At 71.0% G+C, this 19,819-nt stretch carries 17 protein-coding genes; 7 read left to right on the top strand and 10 right to left on the bottom strand.

The window, feature by feature from the left end:
- Positions 1-20 precede the first annotated feature (20 nt).
- Positions 21-1,637, bottom strand: coding sequence for an MDR family MFS transporter (locus tag ACXKR8_RS29455; RefSeq protein WP_458267607.1), 1,617 nt, complete (start codon positions 1,635-1,637; stop codon positions 21-23).
- 198 nt (positions 1,638-1,835) lie between these two features.
- Between ACXKR8_RS29455 and ACXKR8_RS29450 the strand changes: the two genes are divergently transcribed.
- Complete coding sequence (locus tag ACXKR8_RS29450; protein ID WP_458267606.1) at positions 1,836-2,441, top strand: TetR/AcrR family transcriptional regulator; 606 nt, start codon at positions 1,836-1,838, stop codon at positions 2,439-2,441.
- 25 nt (positions 2,442-2,466) lie between these two features.
- Here the strand turns inward: ACXKR8_RS29450 and ACXKR8_RS29445 are convergent, their stop codons facing one another.
- Entirely contained in the window at positions 2,467-3,072 is a 606-nt protein-coding gene (locus ACXKR8_RS29445) for a M23 family metallopeptidase (protein WP_458267605.1), read from the bottom strand.
- Between the two features lie 466 nt (positions 3,073-3,538).
- On the opposite strand from ACXKR8_RS29445, the gene ACXKR8_RS29440 reads away from it, so the two are divergent.
- The 3 genes from ACXKR8_RS29440 (at position 3,539) to ACXKR8_RS29430 (ending at position 7,353) form a co-directional block, all read left to right on the top strand.
- Positions 3,539-5,086, top strand: coding sequence for an aldehyde dehydrogenase family protein (locus ACXKR8_RS29440; RefSeq protein WP_458267604.1), 1,548 nt, complete (start codon positions 3,539-3,541; stop codon positions 5,084-5,086).
- 118 nt (positions 5,087-5,204) lie between these two features.
- Positions 5,205-6,317 carry a ferritin-like domain-containing protein gene (locus tag ACXKR8_RS29435; RefSeq protein WP_458267603.1) on the top strand — a complete coding sequence of 371 codons (1,113 nt, stop codon included), beginning with the start codon at positions 5,205-5,207 and terminating at the stop codon, positions 6,315-6,317.
- Between the two features lie 76 nt (positions 6,318-6,393).
- Positions 6,394-7,353, top strand: coding sequence for a type IV toxin-antitoxin system AbiEi family antitoxin domain-containing protein (locus ACXKR8_RS29430; protein WP_458267602.1), 960 nt, complete (start codon positions 6,394-6,396; stop codon positions 7,351-7,353).
- Here ACXKR8_RS29430 and ACXKR8_RS29425 read toward each other — a convergent pair.
- A complete protein-coding gene (locus ACXKR8_RS29425) occupies positions 7,298-7,747 on the bottom strand; it encodes a GNAT family N-acetyltransferase (RefSeq protein ID WP_458267601.1) in 450 nt (149 codons plus the stop codon). The genes ACXKR8_RS29430 and ACXKR8_RS29425 overlap by 56 nt on opposite strands.
- An 86-nt stretch (positions 7,748-7,833) precedes the next feature.
- On the opposite strand from ACXKR8_RS29425, the gene ACXKR8_RS29420 reads away from it, so the two are divergent.
- Together ACXKR8_RS29420 and ACXKR8_RS29415 are read left to right on the top strand one after the other, a co-directional pair.
- Positions 7,834-8,166 (top strand): trypco2 family protein, encoded by a 333-nt coding sequence (locus tag ACXKR8_RS29420; RefSeq protein ID WP_458267600.1) that lies wholly within the window; start codon positions 7,834-7,836, stop codon positions 8,164-8,166.
- A 1-nt stretch (position 8,167) separates the two neighbouring features.
- Positions 8,168-11,425 (top strand): NACHT domain-containing protein, encoded by a 3,258-nt coding sequence (locus ACXKR8_RS29415; RefSeq protein ID WP_458267599.1) that lies wholly within the window; start codon positions 8,168-8,170, stop codon positions 11,423-11,425.
- Positions 11,426-11,490: 65 nt separating this feature from the next.
- On the opposite strand, the gene ACXKR8_RS29410 is transcribed toward ACXKR8_RS29415, so the two are convergent.
- Positions 11,491-14,007 (bottom strand): ATP-dependent Clp protease ATP-binding subunit, encoded by a 2,517-nt coding sequence (locus ACXKR8_RS29410; protein WP_458267598.1) that lies wholly within the window; start codon positions 14,005-14,007, stop codon positions 11,491-11,493.
- A 375-nt stretch (positions 14,008-14,382) separates the two neighbouring features.
- Between ACXKR8_RS29410 and ACXKR8_RS29405 the strand changes: the two genes are divergently transcribed.
- The gene (locus ACXKR8_RS29405) at positions 14,383-14,799 is read left to right on the top strand and encodes a hypothetical protein (RefSeq protein ID WP_458267597.1); all 417 of its coding nucleotides are present in this window, start codon (positions 14,383-14,385) and stop codon (positions 14,797-14,799) included.
- Here ACXKR8_RS29405 and ACXKR8_RS29400 read toward each other — a convergent pair.
- From ACXKR8_RS29400 to ACXKR8_RS29375, 6 genes are all read right to left on the bottom strand, one after another.
- A complete protein-coding gene (locus ACXKR8_RS29400) occupies positions 14,738-15,088 on the bottom strand; it encodes a histone-like nucleoid-structuring protein Lsr2 (RefSeq protein WP_458267596.1) in 351 nt (116 codons plus the stop codon). The two genes, ACXKR8_RS29405 and ACXKR8_RS29400, sit on opposite strands and share 62 nt — an antisense overlap.
- Positions 15,089-15,215: 127 nt before the next feature.
- Positions 15,216-15,719: an amino-acid N-acetyltransferase gene (locus tag ACXKR8_RS29395; RefSeq protein ID WP_458267595.1), complete on the bottom strand. Its 504-nt coding sequence runs from the start codon at positions 15,717-15,719 to the stop codon at positions 15,216-15,218.
- Between the two features lie 9 nt (positions 15,720-15,728).
- Entirely contained in the window at positions 15,729-16,115 is a 387-nt protein-coding gene (locus ACXKR8_RS29390) for a BlaI/MecI/CopY family transcriptional regulator (protein WP_458267594.1), read from the bottom strand.
- Positions 16,116-16,215: 100 nt separating this feature from the next.
- Complete coding sequence (locus ACXKR8_RS29385; RefSeq protein ID WP_462099910.1) at positions 16,216-16,350, bottom strand: hypothetical protein; 135 nt, start codon at positions 16,348-16,350, stop codon at positions 16,216-16,218.
- 137 nt (positions 16,351-16,487) lie between these two features.
- Positions 16,488-18,011, bottom strand: coding sequence for a bifunctional lysylphosphatidylglycerol synthetase/lysine--tRNA ligase LysX (gene lysX / locus ACXKR8_RS29380; protein ID WP_458267592.1), 1,524 nt, complete (start codon positions 18,009-18,011; stop codon positions 16,488-16,490).
- Positions 18,012-18,073: 62 nt separating this feature from the next.
- The gene (locus ACXKR8_RS29375) at positions 18,074-19,804 is read right to left on the bottom strand and encodes an LPXTG cell wall anchor domain-containing protein (RefSeq protein WP_458267591.1); all 1,731 of its coding nucleotides are present in this window, start codon (positions 19,802-19,804) and stop codon (positions 18,074-18,076) included.
- Between the last annotated feature and the right edge of the window lie 15 nt (positions 19,805-19,819).

Genomic DNA, 19,819 nt, shown 5'->3' with positions numbered 1-19,819 from the left:
AAAGGAGGGCTGACGTCGGGTCAGGCCTCGGCGCCCACCACCGGCTGGAGCTCCTCGGCGGCCGGCTTGGGCGTGGCCCGCAGCGGCACCTCCTGCAGGAACACCGCCACCGCGATCCCCGCCACGCTGAACAGCGCGCCCCACAGGAAGATGCTGTGCACCCCGTTGGTCACCGCGTGGTCGTAGGCGTCCCTGACCGGCGCCGGGAGGTGCACCAGCATCGCCGGGGACAGCTGGGCGTGCCCGGCCACGGCCTGGCTGCCGCCGGCGCCGAGCCGCTCCGCCATGGTGCTGGTGACCCGGGAGCTGAACAGCGCGCCGAACAGTGAGACGCCGAACGAGCCGCCGATGCTGCGGAAGAAGGTGGAGCTGCTGGAGGCGACGCCGATGTCCCGCAGCGGGACGCTGTTCTGCGCGACCAGCATGGTGATCTGCATCAGGAAGCCCATCCCGGCCCCCAGCACCACCATGAACAGGGCGGAGGTGGTCTTGCTGGTGTGGACGTCCAGCCGGGACAGCAGCAGCAGCCCGGTGGTCATCAGCAGCGTCCCGATCACCGGGTAGATCTTGTAGCGCCCGGTCCTGGTCACCGCCTGGCCGACGACCAGCGAGACCACCAGCATGCCCAGCATCATCGGCATCAGCAGCAGCCCGGAGTTGGTCGCCGACGCGCCCTGGACGCTCTGCTGGTAGAGCGGCAGGAAGGTGATCGCACCGAACATCACAAAGCCCACCACGAAGCCGAGCGCGCAGATCAGGCTGAAGTTGCGGTTGCGGAACACGTGCAGCGGCAGCACCGGCTCCTCGCCGCGCTGCGCCACCCGCTGCTCCACCCGGAGGAACCAGGCCAGCGAGACGGCGGCGAGCACCAGCGTCCCGGCGATCTGCCAGGAGCCCCAGGCGTAGGTCTGGCCGCCCCAGGTGGTGACCAGGACCAGGGCGACGATGGCGACGGTGAGCAGACCCGCGCCCGCGTAGTCGATTCGGGCCTGCGACCGCTGCTTCGGCAGGTGCAGCGTGATCGCGACGACGACCAGCGCGAGCGCGCCCAGCGGCAGGTTGATGAAGAAGATCCAGTGCCAGTTGAGGTGGTCGGTGATGGTGCCGCCGACCAGCGGCCCGCCGATCATGGCCACGGCCATCACCGCGGCGAACATGCCCTGGTACTTGCCGCGTTCCCGCGGCGGCACCATCGCTCCCATGATCGACATCACGCCGACGATCAGCCCGCCCGCGCCCAGGCCCTGGACCGCGCGGGAGCCGATCAGCTCGTTCATGTTCTGGGAGACCCCGGACATGGCCGAGCCGACCAGGAAGATCACGATCGAGGCCATGAAGATGCCCTTGCGACCGTAGAGGTCGCCGAGCTTGCCCCAGATCGGGGTGGAGGCGGTGGTCGCCAGGATGTACGAAGTCACCACCCAGGAAAGATGGTTGACGCCGCCGAGGTCGCCGACGATGGTCGGCATCGCGGTGCCGACGATCATGTTGTCGAGCATCGCCAGCAGCATCGCGATCAGCAGCCCGCTGAGCACGATCCGGATTTCCCGGGGCGTGCGGATCACCTGCGCGTCGGGATCGGGTACACCCCCGTCCCCCGTCGCCTGATCCTGCTGTGGAATCTGGTCCTGAGCCATTCGAGCTCTCCCCACACGCGAACTTACCTGCCGCCCGGCTAGTACCCCTGTCAGCGGCACGGTAAGCTCAGGGAGCAACGGCCGTCAACCCGCTTTTCGCCGCCCCCGGCGGACCTGCGGGAACCGGTCGGCGGTGGATCGAACCACAGCGAGCAGCATCGAGCAGGACTCTCACCGGACAGGCACTCAGGCGGAGCGATGACCACCCAGACACCTCGCGGGGACACCCGGGCGCGCATCCTCGACGTCGCCCTGGAGCTGTTCGCCGAGCACGGGTACGACAAGACCTCGCTGCGCGAGATCGCGGATCGACTCGGCGTCACCAAGGCGGCCCTGTACTACCACTTCCGCACCAAGGAGGACATCCTCGCCGGGATCGTGGACAGCATGTCCGCGCCCATCGAGGAGGCCATCGCCTGGGGCGAGCAGCAGGAGTACAGCCCCGAGCTGCGGGACGAGATCGTCCGCCGCTTCGCCGAGGGCATGTCCGGGCAGCTGCCGCTGCTGCGGTTCTTCCACGAGAACCAGCCGACCATCCGGGAGCTGAGCACCGGCTCCCGCTTCAAGGACCGGATGATCGCGCTCACCCGGCTGATGCAGGGCCCCGAGCCGACCTTCGAGGACCGGGTCAGGGCGTCGATCTCGCTGATGGCGATCAATGTCACCGAGTTCATCGGCCAGGCCTGCGCCGACGATCCGGAGCTGGCGGTGGCGGACCTGCCGGACCAGCTCGGCCGCCGCGAGATCGCACTGCGGGTGGCGCTGGACATCGCCGAACGGATCGGCAAGCCGCCCGCGGGGTGACCCCTGGGGTGACCCCGCCCCGCGCTCAGAAGTCGCTGACCCCGTGCGCCCGCAGGAAGGTCAGCGGGTTGGTGACGGCGCCGTAGGTGTTGCTGGTCCGCAGCTCGAAGTGCATGTGCGGGCCGGTGGAGTTCCCGGTGTTGCCGGACCGCGCGACCTGCTGGCCGACGGTGACCCGCTGGCCCTGGTGGACCGTGAACGCGGACAGGTGCGCGTACAGGGCGTAGTCCCCGCCGTCCAGCCGCAGCACCACGGCGTTGCCGTAGCTGCTCTGCCACCCGGCCGAGACGACGGTGCCGGCGGTGACGGCGTCGACCCGGGTGCCGACGTCCACCGCGAAGTCGGTACCGGTGTGGTACCCGGCGGCGTAGCCGCTGTCGCTGACCCCGTAGGCCTCGCTCATCGGCGCGCCCGGGATCGGCGCGTCCCAGGTCTTGGGCTTGGGCGCGGGCTTGGCCACCGGCTTGGCCGCCGCCTTGGCAGCGGTCTTGGGCTTGGGCGCGGCCACCGCCTTGGGCTTGGCCGCGGCCGTCCTGGCCGCGGCGGGCGCGGGCGCGGCCGCCGGCTCGGCCGCACCGGCCGAGGCCGGGACCCCGAACGTCAGCAGCGCGGCGATCGCCGCGCCGGTCATCGCCGTACGTCCGCCGCAGCGGGCACAGGCGGCGAGGACGGCGTTCCTGTGGGCATGCCGAGCGACTCGGGCGTGCCTACCATGGGCGCAATGCATCAGCGGTTCGACCTCGTCCTCAGGCTCGGGGGTAAGACCATCGTTTGTAACCAATCGGGACACAGTGGTCCAAACCAATCGGCAGATCCGCACGACGATGGCGCATAGTCGACGGACTCGGGCCCTTGGTCCCCTTGCGCCGCCGCACCCCCGCGCCGCCCGCCCGCCGCCCCGGGATCGTCCAGCCGTCAACTACTACGGCCGTCCGTAGGGCCGCCGGGCCCCCGTGAGAAGGGCCACACAGCGGCGAGGCCCCGTACCGCCCTCGAGCGGCCCGTGCCACCCTGAGCCCACCTCGCTTCGATCCGCATCAATCGCGAGCTCATTGCCCCGGTACGTGCACCTCCTCCCTCTCGACAGGAGCGCCACCGTGACCCTGCAGCTGAAGCCCGGAACTTCCTGGGACGAGACCTACGCCCGCTGCCTCGCCGCCGCGCCCGAGGCGTTCACCCCCGACCGCCTGCTGAACCTGGTCCGCGGCGAGTGGCATGCCGTCGGCACCCCCGGCGAGCACACCACCCCGGTCGACGGCACGCCGATCCCCGGACCGCCCCGGATCGACATCGCCGAGGCCGCCGCGGCCGTCGACTTCGCCGTCTCCCAGCACGGCGCCTGGTCCCGCACCCCGCTGGACGAGCGAAAAGCCCGGGTCTCCGCCGCCGTCGACGCCCTGGCCGAGCACCGCGACCTGCTGGCGATGCTGCTGGTCTGGGAGATCGGCAAGCCCTGGCGGCTGGCCTGCGCCGACGTGGACCGCGCCCTGGACGGGGTGCGCTGGTACCTGGAGAACATCGACCGCCAGCTCGCCGGACGGGTGCCGCTGCCGGGCCCGGTGTCCAACATCGCCAGCTGGAACTACCCGATGAGCGTCCAGGTGCACGCCGAGCTGGTGCAGCTGCTGGCCGGCAACGCGGTGATAGCGAAGACCCCCTCGCAGGGCGGCTTCCACTGCCTCACCCTGGCGCACGCGCTGATGCTGCGCGCCGGGCTGCCGGTCACCCTGCTCTCCGGGATGGGCTCGCAGATCGCCGACGCCCTGATCCGCTCCCCCGGCCTCGGCGCGCTCGCCTTCGTCGGCGGACGCGCCAACGGCCGCCGCGCGGCCACCTCGCTGGCCGACCTCGGCCGGCGCCACTTCCTGGAGCAGGAGGGGCTGAACACCTGGGGCGTATGGGACTACAGCGACTGGCCCGCGCTGGCCGCGCACCTGCGCAAGGGCTTCGAGTACGCCAAGCAGCGCTGCACCGCCTACCCCAGGTACGTGGTCCAGCGGCGGCTGTTCCCGGCCTTCCTGGAGACCTACCTGGCGGTGCTCGGCAATCTCCGCTTCGGCCACCCGCTGGCCGTCGCCGACGCCGACGCGGCGCTGCCCGAGCTGGACTTCGGCCCGGTCATCCACGCCGCCAAGGCCGCCGAGCTGACCCGCCACTTCGACGACGCGGTGGTCTCCCGGGCCGTCCCGCTGCACCGGGGCAGCCTGGCCGACGGCGCCTTCCTGCCCGGCCAGGACCTCAGCGCGTACATCGCGCCGGCGTCGGTGCTCAGCCCGCCGCCGAACTGGTCGCTGCACCACGCCGAGCCCTTCGGCCCGCTGGACTCGGTGATCCTGGTCGACACCGAGTCGGAGCTGCTGGCGGCGATGAACGCGGGCAACGGCTCGCTGGTCGCCAGCATCGCCACCGACGACCCGGAGTTCGCGGCCAGGATCGCCCCGGACCTGATGGCCTTCAAGGTCGGCGTCAACGCCCCCCGCTCGCGCGGGGACCGCGAGGAGGTCTTCGGCGGCCTCGGCGCGTCCTGGAAGGGCGCCTTCGTCGGCGGCGACCTGCTGGTCCAGGCCGTCAGCCACGGCCCCGAGGGCGCGGACGAGAAGCTGTACGGCAACTTCCCCGGCTACTCCCTCTACCCGTCCCGCTGACTCCCCCGGACCCGGTCGTTTTGGCCGATCCTGACCTGTTGACCCGTCAGTAACTTCGTGTGACGCTCCTCTCGTGTCCTTGCACCGCCCAGCAACGCACACGACGAGGAGCGTCTCCATGTCGACCCACGATCGCTACACCACGCCCGTCGCCGAGGGGATCTGGACCGTCCCCGCGTCCGGCGCCGCCCGCTTCAACTGGGAGTACGACGACGGCCGCGACCGCCTGCTCGCGCTCTACCAGAAGGGCAAGGACAAGCAGTGGGACGCGGTCAAGCGGATCGACTGGTCGCTGGAGGTCGACCCCTACGACCCGCTGGGCCTCCCGGACGAGGCGATGTCGATCTACGGCAGCCCGTACTGGGCCAAGTTCAACAGCGCCGAACGCGCCGACCTGCGCCGGCACTACGCCTCCTGGCAGTTCAGCCAGTTCCTGCACGGGGAGCAGGGCGCCATGGTCTGCGCCGCCCGGATCGTGGAGTCCGTCCCGGACCTGGACGCCAAGTTCTACTCCGCCACCCAGACCATGGACGAGGCCCGGCACGCCGAGCTGTACTCCCGCTTCCTGCACGAGAAGATCGGGATGCTCTACCCGATCAACGACAACCTGCAGGCGCTGCTCGGGGACACCCTGCGGGACTCCCGCTGGGACATGCCGTACCTCGGCATGCAGGTGCTGATCGAGGGCCTGGCCCTGGCCGCCTTCGGGATGCTCAGGGACACCACCACCAAGCCGCTGCCCAAGCAGCTGCTGGCCTATGTGATGCAGGACGAGGCCCGGCACGTCGCCTTCGGCCGGATGGCGCTGCGCGACTACTACGCCCAGCTCAGCTCGGCCGAACTCGCCGAGCGCGAGGAGTTCGTGATCGAGGGCTGCTATCTGATGCGGGACCGGCTGCGCGGGGTCGAGGTGCTGACCAATTTCGGCATCCCGCTCGCCGACGCCGAGGAGCTGAGCGAGCAGAGCGAGTACCTGCAGTTCTTCCGCAAGCTGCTGTTCTCCCGGATAGTGCCCTGCGTCAAGGACATCGGCCTCTGGGGCCCCAAACTGCAGCAGGCCTATGTGGACATGGGCGTACTCGAACTGGGCGACTCCAACCTGGATCTGCTGATGCACCAGGACGAGGAGATCGCCGAGCAGCTGGACGCGGAGCGGTTCGCCGCGGAGGAGGCGGACCGGATCGAGGAGGTCGAGCAGGCGATCGCGGCCGGGGCGCAAACCGATTCGTAATGCGTTGATATGACTGGTCGTTAGTTATCCACAGGCCGCAGATGCGGTGCTGGACGGCAGACGGCAGTCTCGTCCCATGAACTCCTCCACCAGCAGCACCCTTGCCGCCCTCGCCCGCCGCCAGGGCGGCGTGGTCCTCCGCCGCCAGGCCCAGGAGGCCGGGCTGACCCGGGACCAGGTCCGCGCCCTGGTCCAGCGCGGTCGCTGGCAGGCCCTGCACCAGGGCGTCTACCTCACCGGCGGCTTCGACCCGGACGGGCCGCCACCGCTGCTGGCCCGGCTCTGGGCGGCGCATCTGCGCTGCGGGCCCAGCAGCGTGATCGCCCTCGGCAGCGCCGCCCGGCTGCTCCGGCTGGCCGGGCTGCCCCGGGAGATGCCCCATGTGGACCTGCTGCTCCCGCGCGGCCGGCACCCCCGGCCGGATCTGCGGCTGCGGCTGCACATCGCCGCCCTCGCCCCGGGCGAGGTGGTCAGGATGCGCGGCCTGCCGGTCACCGCCCCCGCCCGCACCCTGGCCGACCTGCTGCTCCGGATCCCGGAGGACCAGGCCCTCAGCCTGCTGGACTCCGCCCTGCACCAGGGCGTCCTGCCGGACCTCGGCGAGGTGGACCGGGCGATGCGCTACCGCGCAGGGGCCGACCGGGCCCGGCGGCTGCTCCCGCTCGCCGACGGCCGGGCCGAGTCCGCGCTGGAGTCGGTCTCCCGGCTCGACTGCATCCGCGGCGGGGTCCCGCCGGACGAGCTCCAGTACCGGCTGCTGGACGCCCGCGGCCGGCAGGTGCTGCGGGCCGCCCTCTGCTGGCGCCGGGGGCTGCGCCGCCCGCTGCTCGGCGACGCGGACGGGAGGACCGGCGCGGGTTCGGGCGGCGGCGACGGTTCGGGCGGCGGCGACTACCGGCTGCTGCGGCTCCGCTGGGCCGACGCGCTGGAGCCGGGACGGGTGGCGGGGCTGGTCCGGGCCGCCCTGGACGAGCTGCGGGTCAGCCCGCGGCCGGCCCGCCCGGTCCGGTCTTCCCGACCGGCCAGTTCCAGGTGAGCATCACACAGTCCTCGTCCGCGTCGGCCCCGGCCGAGCGGTAGGTCGCCATCGCGGCGGCGTTGTGCCGGTCCGTCAGCACCCACATCCCGTAGAGGCCGCGGTCCCGGGCGAGTTGCGCGAGCGCGGCGACCAGCGACCGGCCGATGCCCCGGCGGTGCTGCGCCTGGTCGACCGCCAGCTCGTAGAGGAACATCTCGGTGCCCTTGTCGGGGTGGGTCACCTCCACCCCGCTGACGAACCCCAGCGGGCGGTCCCCGTCGTAGGCGATCAGCAGATGGTGCTCCGGCGAGGCCAGGAACCGCGTGGCGGCGTCCTGGCGCGCGGGCCCGTCGTAGAGGCCCTCGGCGGCGACCACCTCGGCGACAGTGGTGGCCCTGCGGATCTCCGCCATGCTGCTGCCCTTTCGTTCCGCGGACGGCGGCCCGTGACCTGTCGTACCTTCATCACACACTATGGACCCAGGGGGAGCGAGACCGTATGTCCGACTTCGAGGAGATCGAACTCTCAGCCGCGGTACGGGCCGTGCGCGAGCAGTTGACGCAGGCGGCCCTGGAGGGGGCCGGGTCGGCCGTGCGGTTCGAGGTGGGGCCGATCCAGATGGAGTTCGCCGTCGAGATCAGACGCGAGGCCGGGGTCAAGGGCGGGGTCAAGGCCTGGGTGCTGAGCGCCGACGCCGAGGCCAAGGCCGCGCGCGGGAACACCCACCGGGTGTCCTTCACGCTCACCCCCAAGGACGCCGCGACCGGCGGCCCGCTCGAAGTCGGGGAGCAGACGCACGGCGGAACCTCACGGTTCAACACGGGCAACTGACATGGCGCATCCACAGCGGGAGCGCGTCGCGGCGGTGTTCGGCGCGAGCCAGGGCAGCGGGTACCTGCTCACACACCGGCTGATTCTGACGGCGGCCCACCTCCTCGGGGAGGGACGTCCGACAGTGATCGTTCCGGGTGCTGCCGGCCCGGTTCCCTGTGAGGTGCTGTGGTCGGCGTACAACGACGACTGCGACGCGGCCCTGCTCCTCGCCGGGCACGACGTGGTGTCACCGAGCACCTTCCTGGAGTCCAAACGGCTCGTCTGGGGCCGGGTCGACGACCTGACTCCCCGGGCCGGCACCTTCGCCGTGGGCTTCCCCTTTGTGCAGCGTGACGGCCACGGCGAGCTGGACAGCGAGCAGCTCGTCGGCACACTGAAACCCGCGTCCGGGATGCTGCGGGGCCGACAGGTGCTCGACAGCCTGCACGGCGCGCCTCAGCTCCGGCCCGAAGGTGGATCGCCCTGGGCCGGCTTCTCCGGCGCGGCGGTGTTCCTCGAAGACAACCTCGTCGGGATCGTCAGGGCGGATCCCAGTCAGTGGCAGCACGGGCGGCTGGAGATCACGCCGACTCGGGCGATCCTGACCGCTCCTGGATTCCACCAGGCCTGCTACAAGGCCGACCACAATGCCACCTGGGGAATCCTGGATCCGCCACCGACCCGCACGACCTTCGAGGACAGCCTCCGCTCCTACCTGGTCAAGCAGCTCGGCACGGTGCAGATCATCGGCCTCAGCCGGGGCGGCGACGACGGCGAGTCCTGGCCGCTGGACACCAGCTACCTCAGTCTGGAGCTGCTCGGCGGCGCCCCCGTCCACGAGGGCGACGACCTCCCCCCGGTCGCCCAGCGCGCCGAGCAGGCGCTGTCCGGGCACCGGCGGATCCTGATCCGGGGCTCCGCCGGGTCGGGGAAGACCACCCTGCTGCAGTGGCTGGGCACCGCCGCCGCGCGGCAGGAACTGCCGGAGTCGCTGGCCGACCTGGCCGACTGCGTCCCGCTGCTGATCCGGCTGCGGGCGATCGCCCGGCGCGAGGAGCTGCCCTCGCCCGAGGAGTTCCTCTCCGTCGTCGCCAAACCGCTGGCCGGGCACCCCCAGGCGATCGGCTGGGTGACCGAGCAGATGGCGCGCGGCCGGATCCTGCTGCTGGTGGACGGGGTGGACGAGGTCCCCGAGGCGGACCGGGAGCGGACCAGGAGCTGGCTCACCGACCTGATGACCGCCTACCCCGACGCCCGTTACGTGGTCACCACCCGCCCGGCCGCGGTCCGCGAGGGCTGGCTGGCGCGGGCCGGCTTCACCGAGCTGGAGCTGCTGCCGATGAGCCGCGGCGACGTGGCCGTGTTCATCGCCCGCTGGCACGCCACCGCGGGCCGCGGCGAGCACTACGAGCACTGGCGGGACGTGCTCACCGCGGCCGTGGTCAGCAAGCAGGACCTGGGCCGGCTGGCCACCAGCCCGCTGCTGTGCGCGCTGATCTGCGCCCTGAACCGGGACCGCCGCGGCTACCTCCCCGAGGGCCGGATGGAGCTGTACGCCGCCGCCCTGGAGATGCTGCTGGTCCGCCGCGACCGCGAGCGCGGGATCAGCAGCCCGGACGGCCTCGCGCTGTCGGCCGAGCAGCAGATCCAGCTGCTCCAGCGGCTCGCCTACTGGCTGGCCGGCAACGGCCAGGTGGAGATACGGCAGGAGCTCGCGGAAAAGATCATCGCCGCCGCCCTGCCCGCGATGCCGTCCCTCACCGGCACCCCGGAGCAGGTGCTCGGCCACCTCCTGGTCCGCAGCGGCCTGCTGCGCCGGCCGACCGCGGAGACGGTCGACTTCATCCACCGGACCTTCCAGGACTACCTGGCCGCCAGGGCCGCCGTCGAGGACGAGAGCCTGGGGGTGCTCTGCCGCAACGCCCATGACGACCAGTGGGAGGACGTGGTGCGGATGGCCGTCGGCCACGCCCGCCCGCGCGAGCGCGCCGAGCTGCTGCGCGGCCTGCTCGCCCAGGCCGAGCTGGAGCCGGCCCACCAGGCCCGGCTGTGGCTGCTGGCGGCGGCCGCGCTGGAGCACGCCACCGAGCTGGACCCGGCGGTCCGGCAGGAGGTGACCGCGGCCGCCGCCCGGCTGGTCCCGCCGCACAACGACGAGGACGCCAAGGAGCTGGCCGGCGCGGGTCCCGTGGTGCTCGACCTGCTGCCAGGACCCGAGGGCCTGGACAACGCCACCGCCAGAGCCGTGGTGATCACCGCCGCCGCGGTGGCCGGCAGCCGGGCGATCCCGCTGCTCAGCCAGTACACCGGGCACAGCTCCCTGGGGGTGCGGGACCAGCTCGCCTGGGCCTGGGACAGCTTCGACCTGCGCGAGTACGGCGAGCAGGTGATCGCCCCGCTCAAGCACGGGGACTCGCTGCACTTCGTGGCCCAGTCCCGGGAGCAGCTGGACTTCCTCACCGCCCTCGGCGGCCGCTCCCGGCTCCAGTGCTCGGGGCCGCTGTTGACGGCCCACGACCTGCTGGCGCTGCCCCCCGGCCTCATCGAGCTGCGGATCCACGACCACCCCCACCCGCTGGACCTGGGGCCGGTGCTGCGCCGCTCGGCGCCCACCGAGCTGTGGATCAGCAACTGCCACGAGGTGACCAGCCTGGCCCCGCTGGCCGGGAGCGGGGTCGAGCAGCTCTACCTGCACTGGAACCCCCAGCTGACCCACCCCGAGGCGCTCGCGGACGCCCATGCGCTGCGCACCTTCGCCGCGGCCACCACCCCGGAGTCGGCACTGCCCGGCCTGCGGCTCCCGGCCGGGCTGCGGGAGCTGCACATCGGCCAGTTCGAGGCCTCCCGACCGAGGCTGGCCGAGCTGCTGGGCACGGTCACCGCCCTGGAGTTCCTCTCCTTCGACGCCCAGCGGCTGCCGGTGCTCTGGCGCGGCGCGCTGGCGGGCCTGGCCCGGCTGCGCACGGTCAGGACCATCAACGAGCACCTGGACGACCTGCGCGACCAGCAGCCGCTGCCCCAGGTCACCGAGCTGCAGCTGCTGCTCCCGGACGGGCTCGGGGCGCTGCGCGAGGTGGCGCGGGCCTATCCGGGCCTCCGCACCCTGCGGATCGAGGCCCCCGGCCTGGACGGCATCGAGGCGCAGGTCCGGGAGCGGCTGGGCGGGCTGCTGGACTGCGCGGTCGAGATCCACTGCCACCGGGGCCCGGTCTCCCCCAATATCTTCGGCATCCGCAAGAGCCATGTCCCGACGGTCACCCGCTTCGACCTGCCCTGACGGAAACGCGAAAGGGCCCGGCCTCCCTCACGGGAGACCGGGCCCTTCACTCACTCAGTACAGCGTCAGCCCTTGCTGAGGTCCGGGCCGGAGGCCGCGACCGGCGGCGTGTCCGCCACCGCGACCTTGTCCGCGCCGGTGAAGGTGAACTTCGCCGACTTGCCCTCGCCCTCGACGTCCACGACCACGATGTGGCCGCTGCGCAGCTCGCCGAAGAGGATCTTCTCGGACAGCACGTCCTCGATCTCCCGCTGAATGGTCCGGCGCAGCGGCCGGGCGCCCAGGATCGGGTCGTAGCCGCGCTTGGCCAGCAGGGACTTGGCGGCCGGGGTCAGTTCCAGACCCATGTCGCGGTCCTGCAGCCGGCCGTCCACCTTCGCCGCCATGAGGTCGACGATCTGGAGGATGTCCTCCTCGGGCAGCTGGTGGAAGACCACGATGTCGTCGACACGGTTGAGGAACTCGGGGCGGAAGTGCTGCTTGAGCTCCTCGCCGACCTTGGTCTTCATCCGCTCGTACCCGCTCGCCAGGTCGCCCTGGGCCGAGAAGCCCAGGTTGAAGCCCTTGGAGATGTCACGGGTGCCGAGGTTGGTGGTCATGATGATGACCGTGTTCTTGAAGTCGACGACCCGGCCCTGGGAGTCGGTCAGCCGACCGTCCTCCAGGATCTGCAGCAGCGAGTTGAAGATGTCCGGGTGGGCCTTCTCGACCTCGTCGAAGAGGACGACCGAGAACGGCTTGCGGCGCACCTTCTCGGTGAGCTGCCCGCCCTCCTCGTACCCGACGTAGCCGGGAGGGGAGCCGAACAGCCGCGAGACGGTGTGCTTCTCGCTGAACTCGGACATGTCGAGCTGGATCAGCGCGTCCTCGTCGCCGAAGAGGAACTCGGCGAGCGTCTTGGACAGCTCGGTCTTACCGACGCCGGACGGGCCGGCGAAGATGAACGAGCCACCGGGGCGCTTCGGGTCCTTCAGACCCGCACGGGTACGCCGGATCGCCTGGGAGAGCGCCCTGATCGCGTCCTTCTGGCCGATGACGCGCTTGTGCAGCTCGTCCTCCATGCGCAGCAGCCGCGAGGACTCCTCCTCGGTGAGCTTGAACACCGGGATGCCCGTGGCCACGGCCAGGACCTCGGCGATCAGCTCCTCGTCGACCTCGGCGACGATGTCCATGTCGCCGGCCTTCCACTCCTTCTCCCGCTTGGCCTTGGCCGTGAGGAGCTGCTTCTCCTTGTCGCGGAGGGAGGCGGCCTTCTCGAAGTCCTGCGCGTCGATCGCGGACTCCTTGTCCCGGCGGACGTCGGCGATCTTCTCGTCGAACTCGCGGAGGTCCGGCGGCGCGGTCATGCGGCGGATGCGCATGCGCGAGCCGGCCTCGTCGATGAGGTCGATGGCCTTGTCCGGCAGGAACCGGTCGGAGATGTAGCGGTCGGCCAGGGTCGCCGCGGCGACGAGGGCGGCATCGGTGATGGAGACCCGGTGGTGCGCCTCGTAGCGGTCGCGGAGGCCCTTGAGGATCTCGATGGTGTGCTTGAGCGAGGGCTCGGCCACCTGGATCGGCTGGAAGCGGCGCTCCAGCGCGGCGTCCTTCTCCAGGTGCTTGCGGTACTCGTCGAGCGTGGTGGCGCCGATGGTCTGCAGCTCACCGCGGGCGAGCATGGGCTTCAGGATCGAAGCCGCGTCGATCGCGCCCTCGGCGGCGCCCGCACCCACCAGGGTGTGGATCTCGTCGATGAACAGGATGATGTCGCCGCGGGTGCGGATCTCCTTGAGCACCTTCTTCAGGCGCTCCTCGAAGTCACCGCGGTAGCGGGAACCGGCGACGAGTGCGCCCAGGTCGAGGGTGTAGAGCTGCTTGTCCTTGATCGTCTCGGGCACCTCGCCCTTGACGATCGCCTGGGCCAGACCCTCGACGACGGCGGTCTTGCCGACGCCGGGCTCGCCGATCAGCACCGGGTTGTTCTTGGTGCGGCGGGACAGCACCTGCATGACCCGCTCGATCTCCTTCTCGCGCCCGATCACCGGGTCGAGCTTGGCCTCGCGCGCAGCCTGGGTCAGGTTGCGCCCGAACTGGTCCAGGACCAGGGAGGTCGAGGGGGTGCCCTCGGTGGGGCCGCCGGTGGTGGCCGACTCCTTGCCGCCCTGCGAGTAACCGGAGAGCAGCTGGATGACCTGCTGCCGGACCCGGTTGAGGTCGGCGCCGAGCTTCACCAGGACCTGGGCCGCCACGCCCTCGCCCTCGCGAATGAGGCCGAGCAGGATGTGCTCGGTCCCGATGTAGTTGTGGCCGAGCTGGAGGGCCTCGCGGAGCGACAGCTCCAGGACCTTCTTCGCCCGAGGAGTGAAGGGGATGTGGCCGGAAGGGGCCTGCTGCCCCTGTCCGATGATCTCCTCAACCTGCTGGCGGACCGCCTCGAGCGAAATCCCGAGGCTCTCCAGGGCCTTAGCGGCGACACCTTCACCCTCGTGGATCAAGCCCAGGAGGATGTGCTCGGTGCCGATGTAGTTGTGGTTGAGCATCCGGGCTTCTTCCTGAGCCAGGACGACAACCCGCCGCGCGCGGTCGGTGAACCTCTCGAACATCGTTAACGCTCCTCAGAGCGGTCGGGCAGCGAGGGGTCGGTCCCCTCCCTAGTCCTTCCGCATGCTAGTCCCGGAGGCCGGGGCAGCTCACTTCAACCGCCGACACCCCGCCGCCCCGCTTTGCCCGGAGCGGCAGACAATGACTCCAACCGAATGCTGCGGGATGGTGTTCCCGCAGGCCAGGCAGATCGACCCAGAAACGCTACGCCGATGGCGAACGCCCCCTCCGACACGCCGCGGAACACCGTCCGCGGCGCTTCCCACCAGAGGATTCATACCCGCGGGGGCGGGGGCTCCATACCGCGCCGTACCCACGCGTCTGTTCGCCCACCGAGAAAGCGTAACCAGTTCCGCCGGTCTTCCGTTGGTCCGGCTGTGACCGCCCATCAGCTCGACCTGGTCGACGCGCCGCTCGGCGCGGGGCTCGCGGCGCTGGAGCGCATGCGCCGCCGCAGCCGGCCCACCGGTCCCGTCACGGTGAGCGGGGACCGGCTGCTGGTGCTGCTGCCGCCCGGGTCAGCGGCGGATGTTCCCGCCCTGCTGCACTGGCTCGGCTGGGGGCACCTGGAAGGGGTCCTGGTGCCCCGCCAGCGGGCGGCGGAGCCGTGGATGGCCCTGGACGCCGGGACGCCGGCCGGAGCCGCCCTGCGGGCCGAGGAGCTCCCCCGGCTGCTGGACACCTTCGCCGACGCCTGCGCCCGCGCCCTGCTCCACGGCGGAGACGGCGGGGTCAGCCGTTCGCCTTCTCGTACGCCTCCCGGACGGTGCTCGGAACCCGCCCGCGGTCGTTGACGTCGTGCCCGTTCTCCTTCGCCCAGGCACGGATCTTGGCCGTGTCCGGGTTGCCGCCGACCGGACGGGGGGCCCGCCCGGCGCGGCCGCGGCCGGCGCCGCCACTGACCCGGCCGCTCTGCTTCCGACCGCTGTCGGTGTACGGAGCGAGCAGCTCGCGCAGCTTGCCCGCATTCGTGTGCGTGAGGTCGATCTCGTAAGCAACCCCGTCAAGGGCGAACGTCACTGTCTCGTCCGCCTCGCCGCCCTCGAGATCGTCGACAAGAAGGACCTGGACCTTCTGAGCCACGGGCTTCCCTTTCCTCAAAAGCATGGATTACTTGTAGGAAAGGAAACCCTCTTTTCGCCGAAAATTCAAACCCTTCGGCAGAACAGGTACCGGAGCGAACATGCCACGGCCCCCGCCGGGACCCGGATCACAGGTGCAAGAGCATGCGTGTGTTGCCCAAGGTGTTGGGCTTGACGCGTTCCAGATCGAGGAACTCCGCAACGCCTTCGTCGTAGCTGCGCAGCAGCTCCTGGTACACATCGCCGTCGACCGCGGTCGACGCGATCTCGACGAAGCCGTGTTTCGCGAAGAAGTCGACTTCGAAGGTCAGGCAGAAAATTCGGCGCACACCGATCCAGCGGGCTGTCTGCGTCAACTTCTCCAGAAGGCGGTGACCGATGCCGGTTCCGCGGCAGGAGGGATCGACCGCGAGAGTGCGGACCTCGGCGAGATCCTCCCACATGATGTGGAGCGCTCCGCACGCGACCACCTCGGCGTTGTCGTCCCGCTCGGCGACCCAGAACTCCTGTACCGATTCGAACAGGGTGACGGTTGGCTTGTTCAACAGGATCCGCTCACGGGCATAGCCGTCGACAAGTCGCCGTACCGCCCGTACATCGCTGGTCCGCGCGCGGCGGATGGTGACCTCCATGCCTGGACGCTATCGCGGCGGGGTGTCCGGCTGCACCGGGATAGCGGCGACCCGCAATGCGTCCCGCAGCGCCTCCTGCTGTTCCGGGGACATCATGCCGAAGAAGTGCACCAGCGCGGCCGCCGGGTTGTCGCTTGTCGCCCAGGCGTCGTTCATCAACGCGGCGGTATAAGCCTCGCGCGAGGAGACCGGCTCGTATCGAAAGGCACGGCCCTCCTGTTCCCGCCGGAGCCAGCCCTTCTGGAACAGCTTGTCCATCACGGTCATCACCGTGGTGTAGGCGAGCTCCCGTTCCCTGACCAGATCCTCCAGTACCTCGCGAACGGTCACCGGGCGGTTCCACTGCCATACCCGGGTCATCACCTCGTTCTCGAGTTCACCGAGTTGGCGCACCATCGCGGATCTCTTCCCGTTACAGTCGGCGGAAACCCCTGCGGTCACCTGACAGTGCAAATATCACCTTTGCGGGACAAAAACGGGGAGCCGCGCCCTATTACTACTCCTGTGCGGTCCTGGGGGCCGGCGCGGCGGCGGCGCTGATCGCCTCGGCCACCGCGTCCTCCTTGGCCGCGTTGGCACCGCCCTGGTTACGGAACAGCGCGCGGATCATCAGCGCGAAGGCGATCGCCATCACCACGGGGGGGTCAGTGCCTCGATGTACTGCATGGTTCCGGACCGCCTCAGCTGGAATACGGGTACCTGTCCGTACAAAACACTAACCCCGGTCCCTGTGCGAACCAGGGACCGGGGTGGGCAGCAGGATCAGGCCTACTGCTGGGTGTCGGGCTTCACCAGCGGGAAGAGCACCGTCTCCCGGATGTTCTTCCCGGTCAGCAGCATGATCAGCCGGTCCACGCCCATGCCCATGCCGCCGGTCGGGGGCATCGCGTACTCCAGCGCCCGCAGGAAGTCCTCGTCCACCTGCATCGCCTCGACGTCGCCGCCGGCCGCGAGCAGCGACTGCGCGGTGAGCCTGGCCCGCTGCTCGACCGGGTCGACCAGCTCCGAGTAGGCGGTGGCCACCTCGGTGCCGAAGATGACCAGGTCCCACTTCTCGGCCACGCCGGGAACGCTGCGGTGCTGCCGGGTCAGCGGCGAGACCTCGGTCGGGTAGTCCCTGATGAAGGTCGGCCGGATCGCGTGGTGCTCCAGCACCCGCTCGACCATCTCCAGCACGATCTGGCCGTGGCCCCACTTCTTCTCGTACGGGATGCCGTGCTCGTCGGCGAGCTTGCGCAGCTCGTCCACCGAGGTCTCCGGGCTGATCTCGACGCCGAGCCGGGCGCTGATCCCGGGGTAGACGCTGACCTGCTCCCAGGGCTCGGCCAGGTCGATCTCCTGCTCCACCCCGTCGGCGTCCAGGCCGCGGACGACCGTGGTGCCCAGGGCCTCCCTGGCCGCGTTGACGATCAGCTCGCGGGTCAGCTCGGCCTGGGTGTCGTAGTCGCCGTAGGCCTCGTAGGACTCGATCGCGGTGAACTCCGGGTTGTGGGTCGCGTCGGCGCCCTCGTTGCGGAAGTTCCGGTTGATCTCGAAGACCTTCTCCGCGCCGCCGACCATCAGCTTCTTGAGGTAGAGCTCGGTGGCGATGCGCAGGTAGAGGTCGATGTCGTAGGCGTTGATGTGGGTCTTGAACGGACGGGCGTTCGCCCCGCCGTGGATCGGCTGCAGCATCGGGGTCTCGACCTCGAGGAAGCCGCGGTCCTCGAAGGTGCGGCGCAGCGAGCGCAGCACCCGGCTGCGCAGGTGCATCATCTCCCGCGCCTCGGGGTTCACGATCAGGTCCACATAGCGCTGGCGGACCCGGGCCTCGGGGTCGGTCAGGCCCTTGTGCTTGTCCGGCAGCGGGCGCAGGCACTTGGCGGTGAGCTCCCAGCGGTCCACCAGGACCGAGAGCTCGCCGCGCTTGGAGGTGATCACCTCGCCCTCGACGCCGACGTGGTCGCCCAGGTCGATGTCGGTCTTCCAGGCCGCGAGCCGCTCCTCGCCGAGCTTGTCCAGGGACAGCATCACCTGGAGGTCGTCGGTGCCGTCGCGCAGCGTCGCGAAGCAGAGCTTGCCGCCGGTGCGGCTGAGCACCACGCGGCCGGCCACCCCGGCCCGCTCGCCGGTGGCGACGTCCGCCGCCAGGCCCTGGTGGGCGGCGCGGAGGGCGGCGTTGGTGGTCGTCCGCGGGAAGCCGACCGGGTACGGGTCGACGCCGGCGGCGCGCAGGCGGTCCAGCTTCTCGCGGCGTACCCGCATCTGCTCGGGGAGGTCGTCGGTCGCGGGTACAGGGCTCTGATCAGTCACGCCCTAAGGGTATCCAGCGCGGGCGGTGCTCCCGCACGCGCTGGACACCCTCGGTTCAGCGGCTAGCTGCGGGCGCCGGTCCGGCGGCGGGCGAACAGCACGCCGCCCGCGCCGAGCAGGACCGCCGCCGCGCCGGACAGGGCGATCGGCAGCGTGTCGGAGCCGCCACCGGTGGCGGCCAGGTTGCCGCCGGAGCCGGTCGGAGCGGCCGTGCCCGAAGTGGTAGTGCTGGGAGCGGGCCTGGTGGGGGTCGGCGTGGGCTTGGCGGTGGCCTGCGCCGCGGTCGCGCTGACGGTGAAGTTCACCACGTTGTTGTCGGGGTTGTCGTCCAGGCCGAGGTTGGCGCCGGAGACCGCCTCGGCGAGGCCCACGGCCTGGTGCAGCACCTTGGTGGGCTTCACGGTGAAGTCGAAGGCCGCGCTCTGGCCCGCCGTGAGCACCTTGCCCACCGTGCAGAGGTAGGTGCTGCCGCCGTCGGCGGGGATGTCGATCCGGGCAGTCTTCAGCTTGGCGGCGAACCGGTGCTGGGCGGCCGGCGGGGTCGAGAGCGAGTCGTCCATCGCCTCGCAGCTGCCGGGGGCCTTGACCACCTTGACGCCGAGCGGGAAGACCACCAGGTCGACCGCGGTGATGTCGGGGCTGGGCGCACCGTCCATCGGCTCGGTCGGGACCGTGCCGGTGTTCTTCACGGTGGTGTGGAAGTGGGTGGTCCGGCCGACGGTGCCGGTGACGTTGCCGGCGGTGACCGCCACGTCGTCGATCCGGCCGGTGCTGACCAGGGAGACGGCGGTGTTGTTGCTGTAGTCGATGTCGGTGTCCTGCGACCGGGCGTTGGCGCCCGCGGCCGGCAGCAGGCTCAGGCCCAGCGCGGGTCCGGTGCCGGCCACGCCGGTGGCGTCCGGGTCGGCCGACTCACCGTCGGCGAGGTCGAAGCCGTACTCGAAGTAGCCCTTGGTGGCCTTGGCCGTGGCCGCCAGGGTGAGCGGGCCGGCGACCTGGTAGGTCTCGCCCGGGTGCACCGTGACGTCGGGGAAGCTGCACAGCACCTCGGTGCGGTCGGCGACCGGCTGGTCGGAGTCGCCGTAGTGGTAGAGGCAGTTGCTGAACTTGTCGGTGAAGGACAGGCCGTTGCCGCCGTCCAGCTCGCCGGCGTCCAGCAGCAGGACGATGCCCTTGGCGTCGCGGTCGCCCTTGTTGCTCACCTGCGGGCTCTCGGAGGTGCTCGCGCCCGGCGCGAGGCTGATGTCGCCGAGGGGGCCCACCGCGAGGTCGGGGCCGTGGCCGACGACGACCGGGGTGGTGCGGTCCGCCGCGGTGTCCTCGGGGTCCTCGGTGGCGTTGGTCGCGGTGGCCTTGAAGACGATGCTGCCCTTGGCGCCCTCGGCCGCGCCCGCGGCCGAGCGGATGCCCAGGTCCAGCGCGCTGATCGGTCCCAGCGTGCCGAGCGAACAGGCCGCGTGCAGGTGGTCCGCGGCGGTGAAGCTGCAGTGCTCCGGCAGCGAGAGTTCCGCGACGCCCTTGAGCGTGCTCGCGTCGATGGTCAGGGTGACGCCGGTGAGGGTGCCGGACGGGCCCTCGGACACGATCAGCGGGGGGATCATGCGGAAGTCGGCCGCCGCGCCGCCCTCGCTCTGCGGCAGCAGGATCTGCGTGTCCGGGGCGATGAAGCCGAACACCGACTTCGCTGCGGCGTGGGCGGGGGCGGTGGCCACCATGCCCAGGGACACGACGGAGACCGCGATGAACGCGGCCCCCGTCCGACGGACGATCCCACGCGCGCGCAGGTGAGCCATTGACGTGATCCCTCG

The sequence above is a fragment of the Streptacidiphilus sp. PAMC 29251 genome (genome assembly GCF_054208735.2).
Note: the sequence above shows the minus strand (reverse complement) of the source record. Positions and strands in the feature narration are given on the sequence as shown.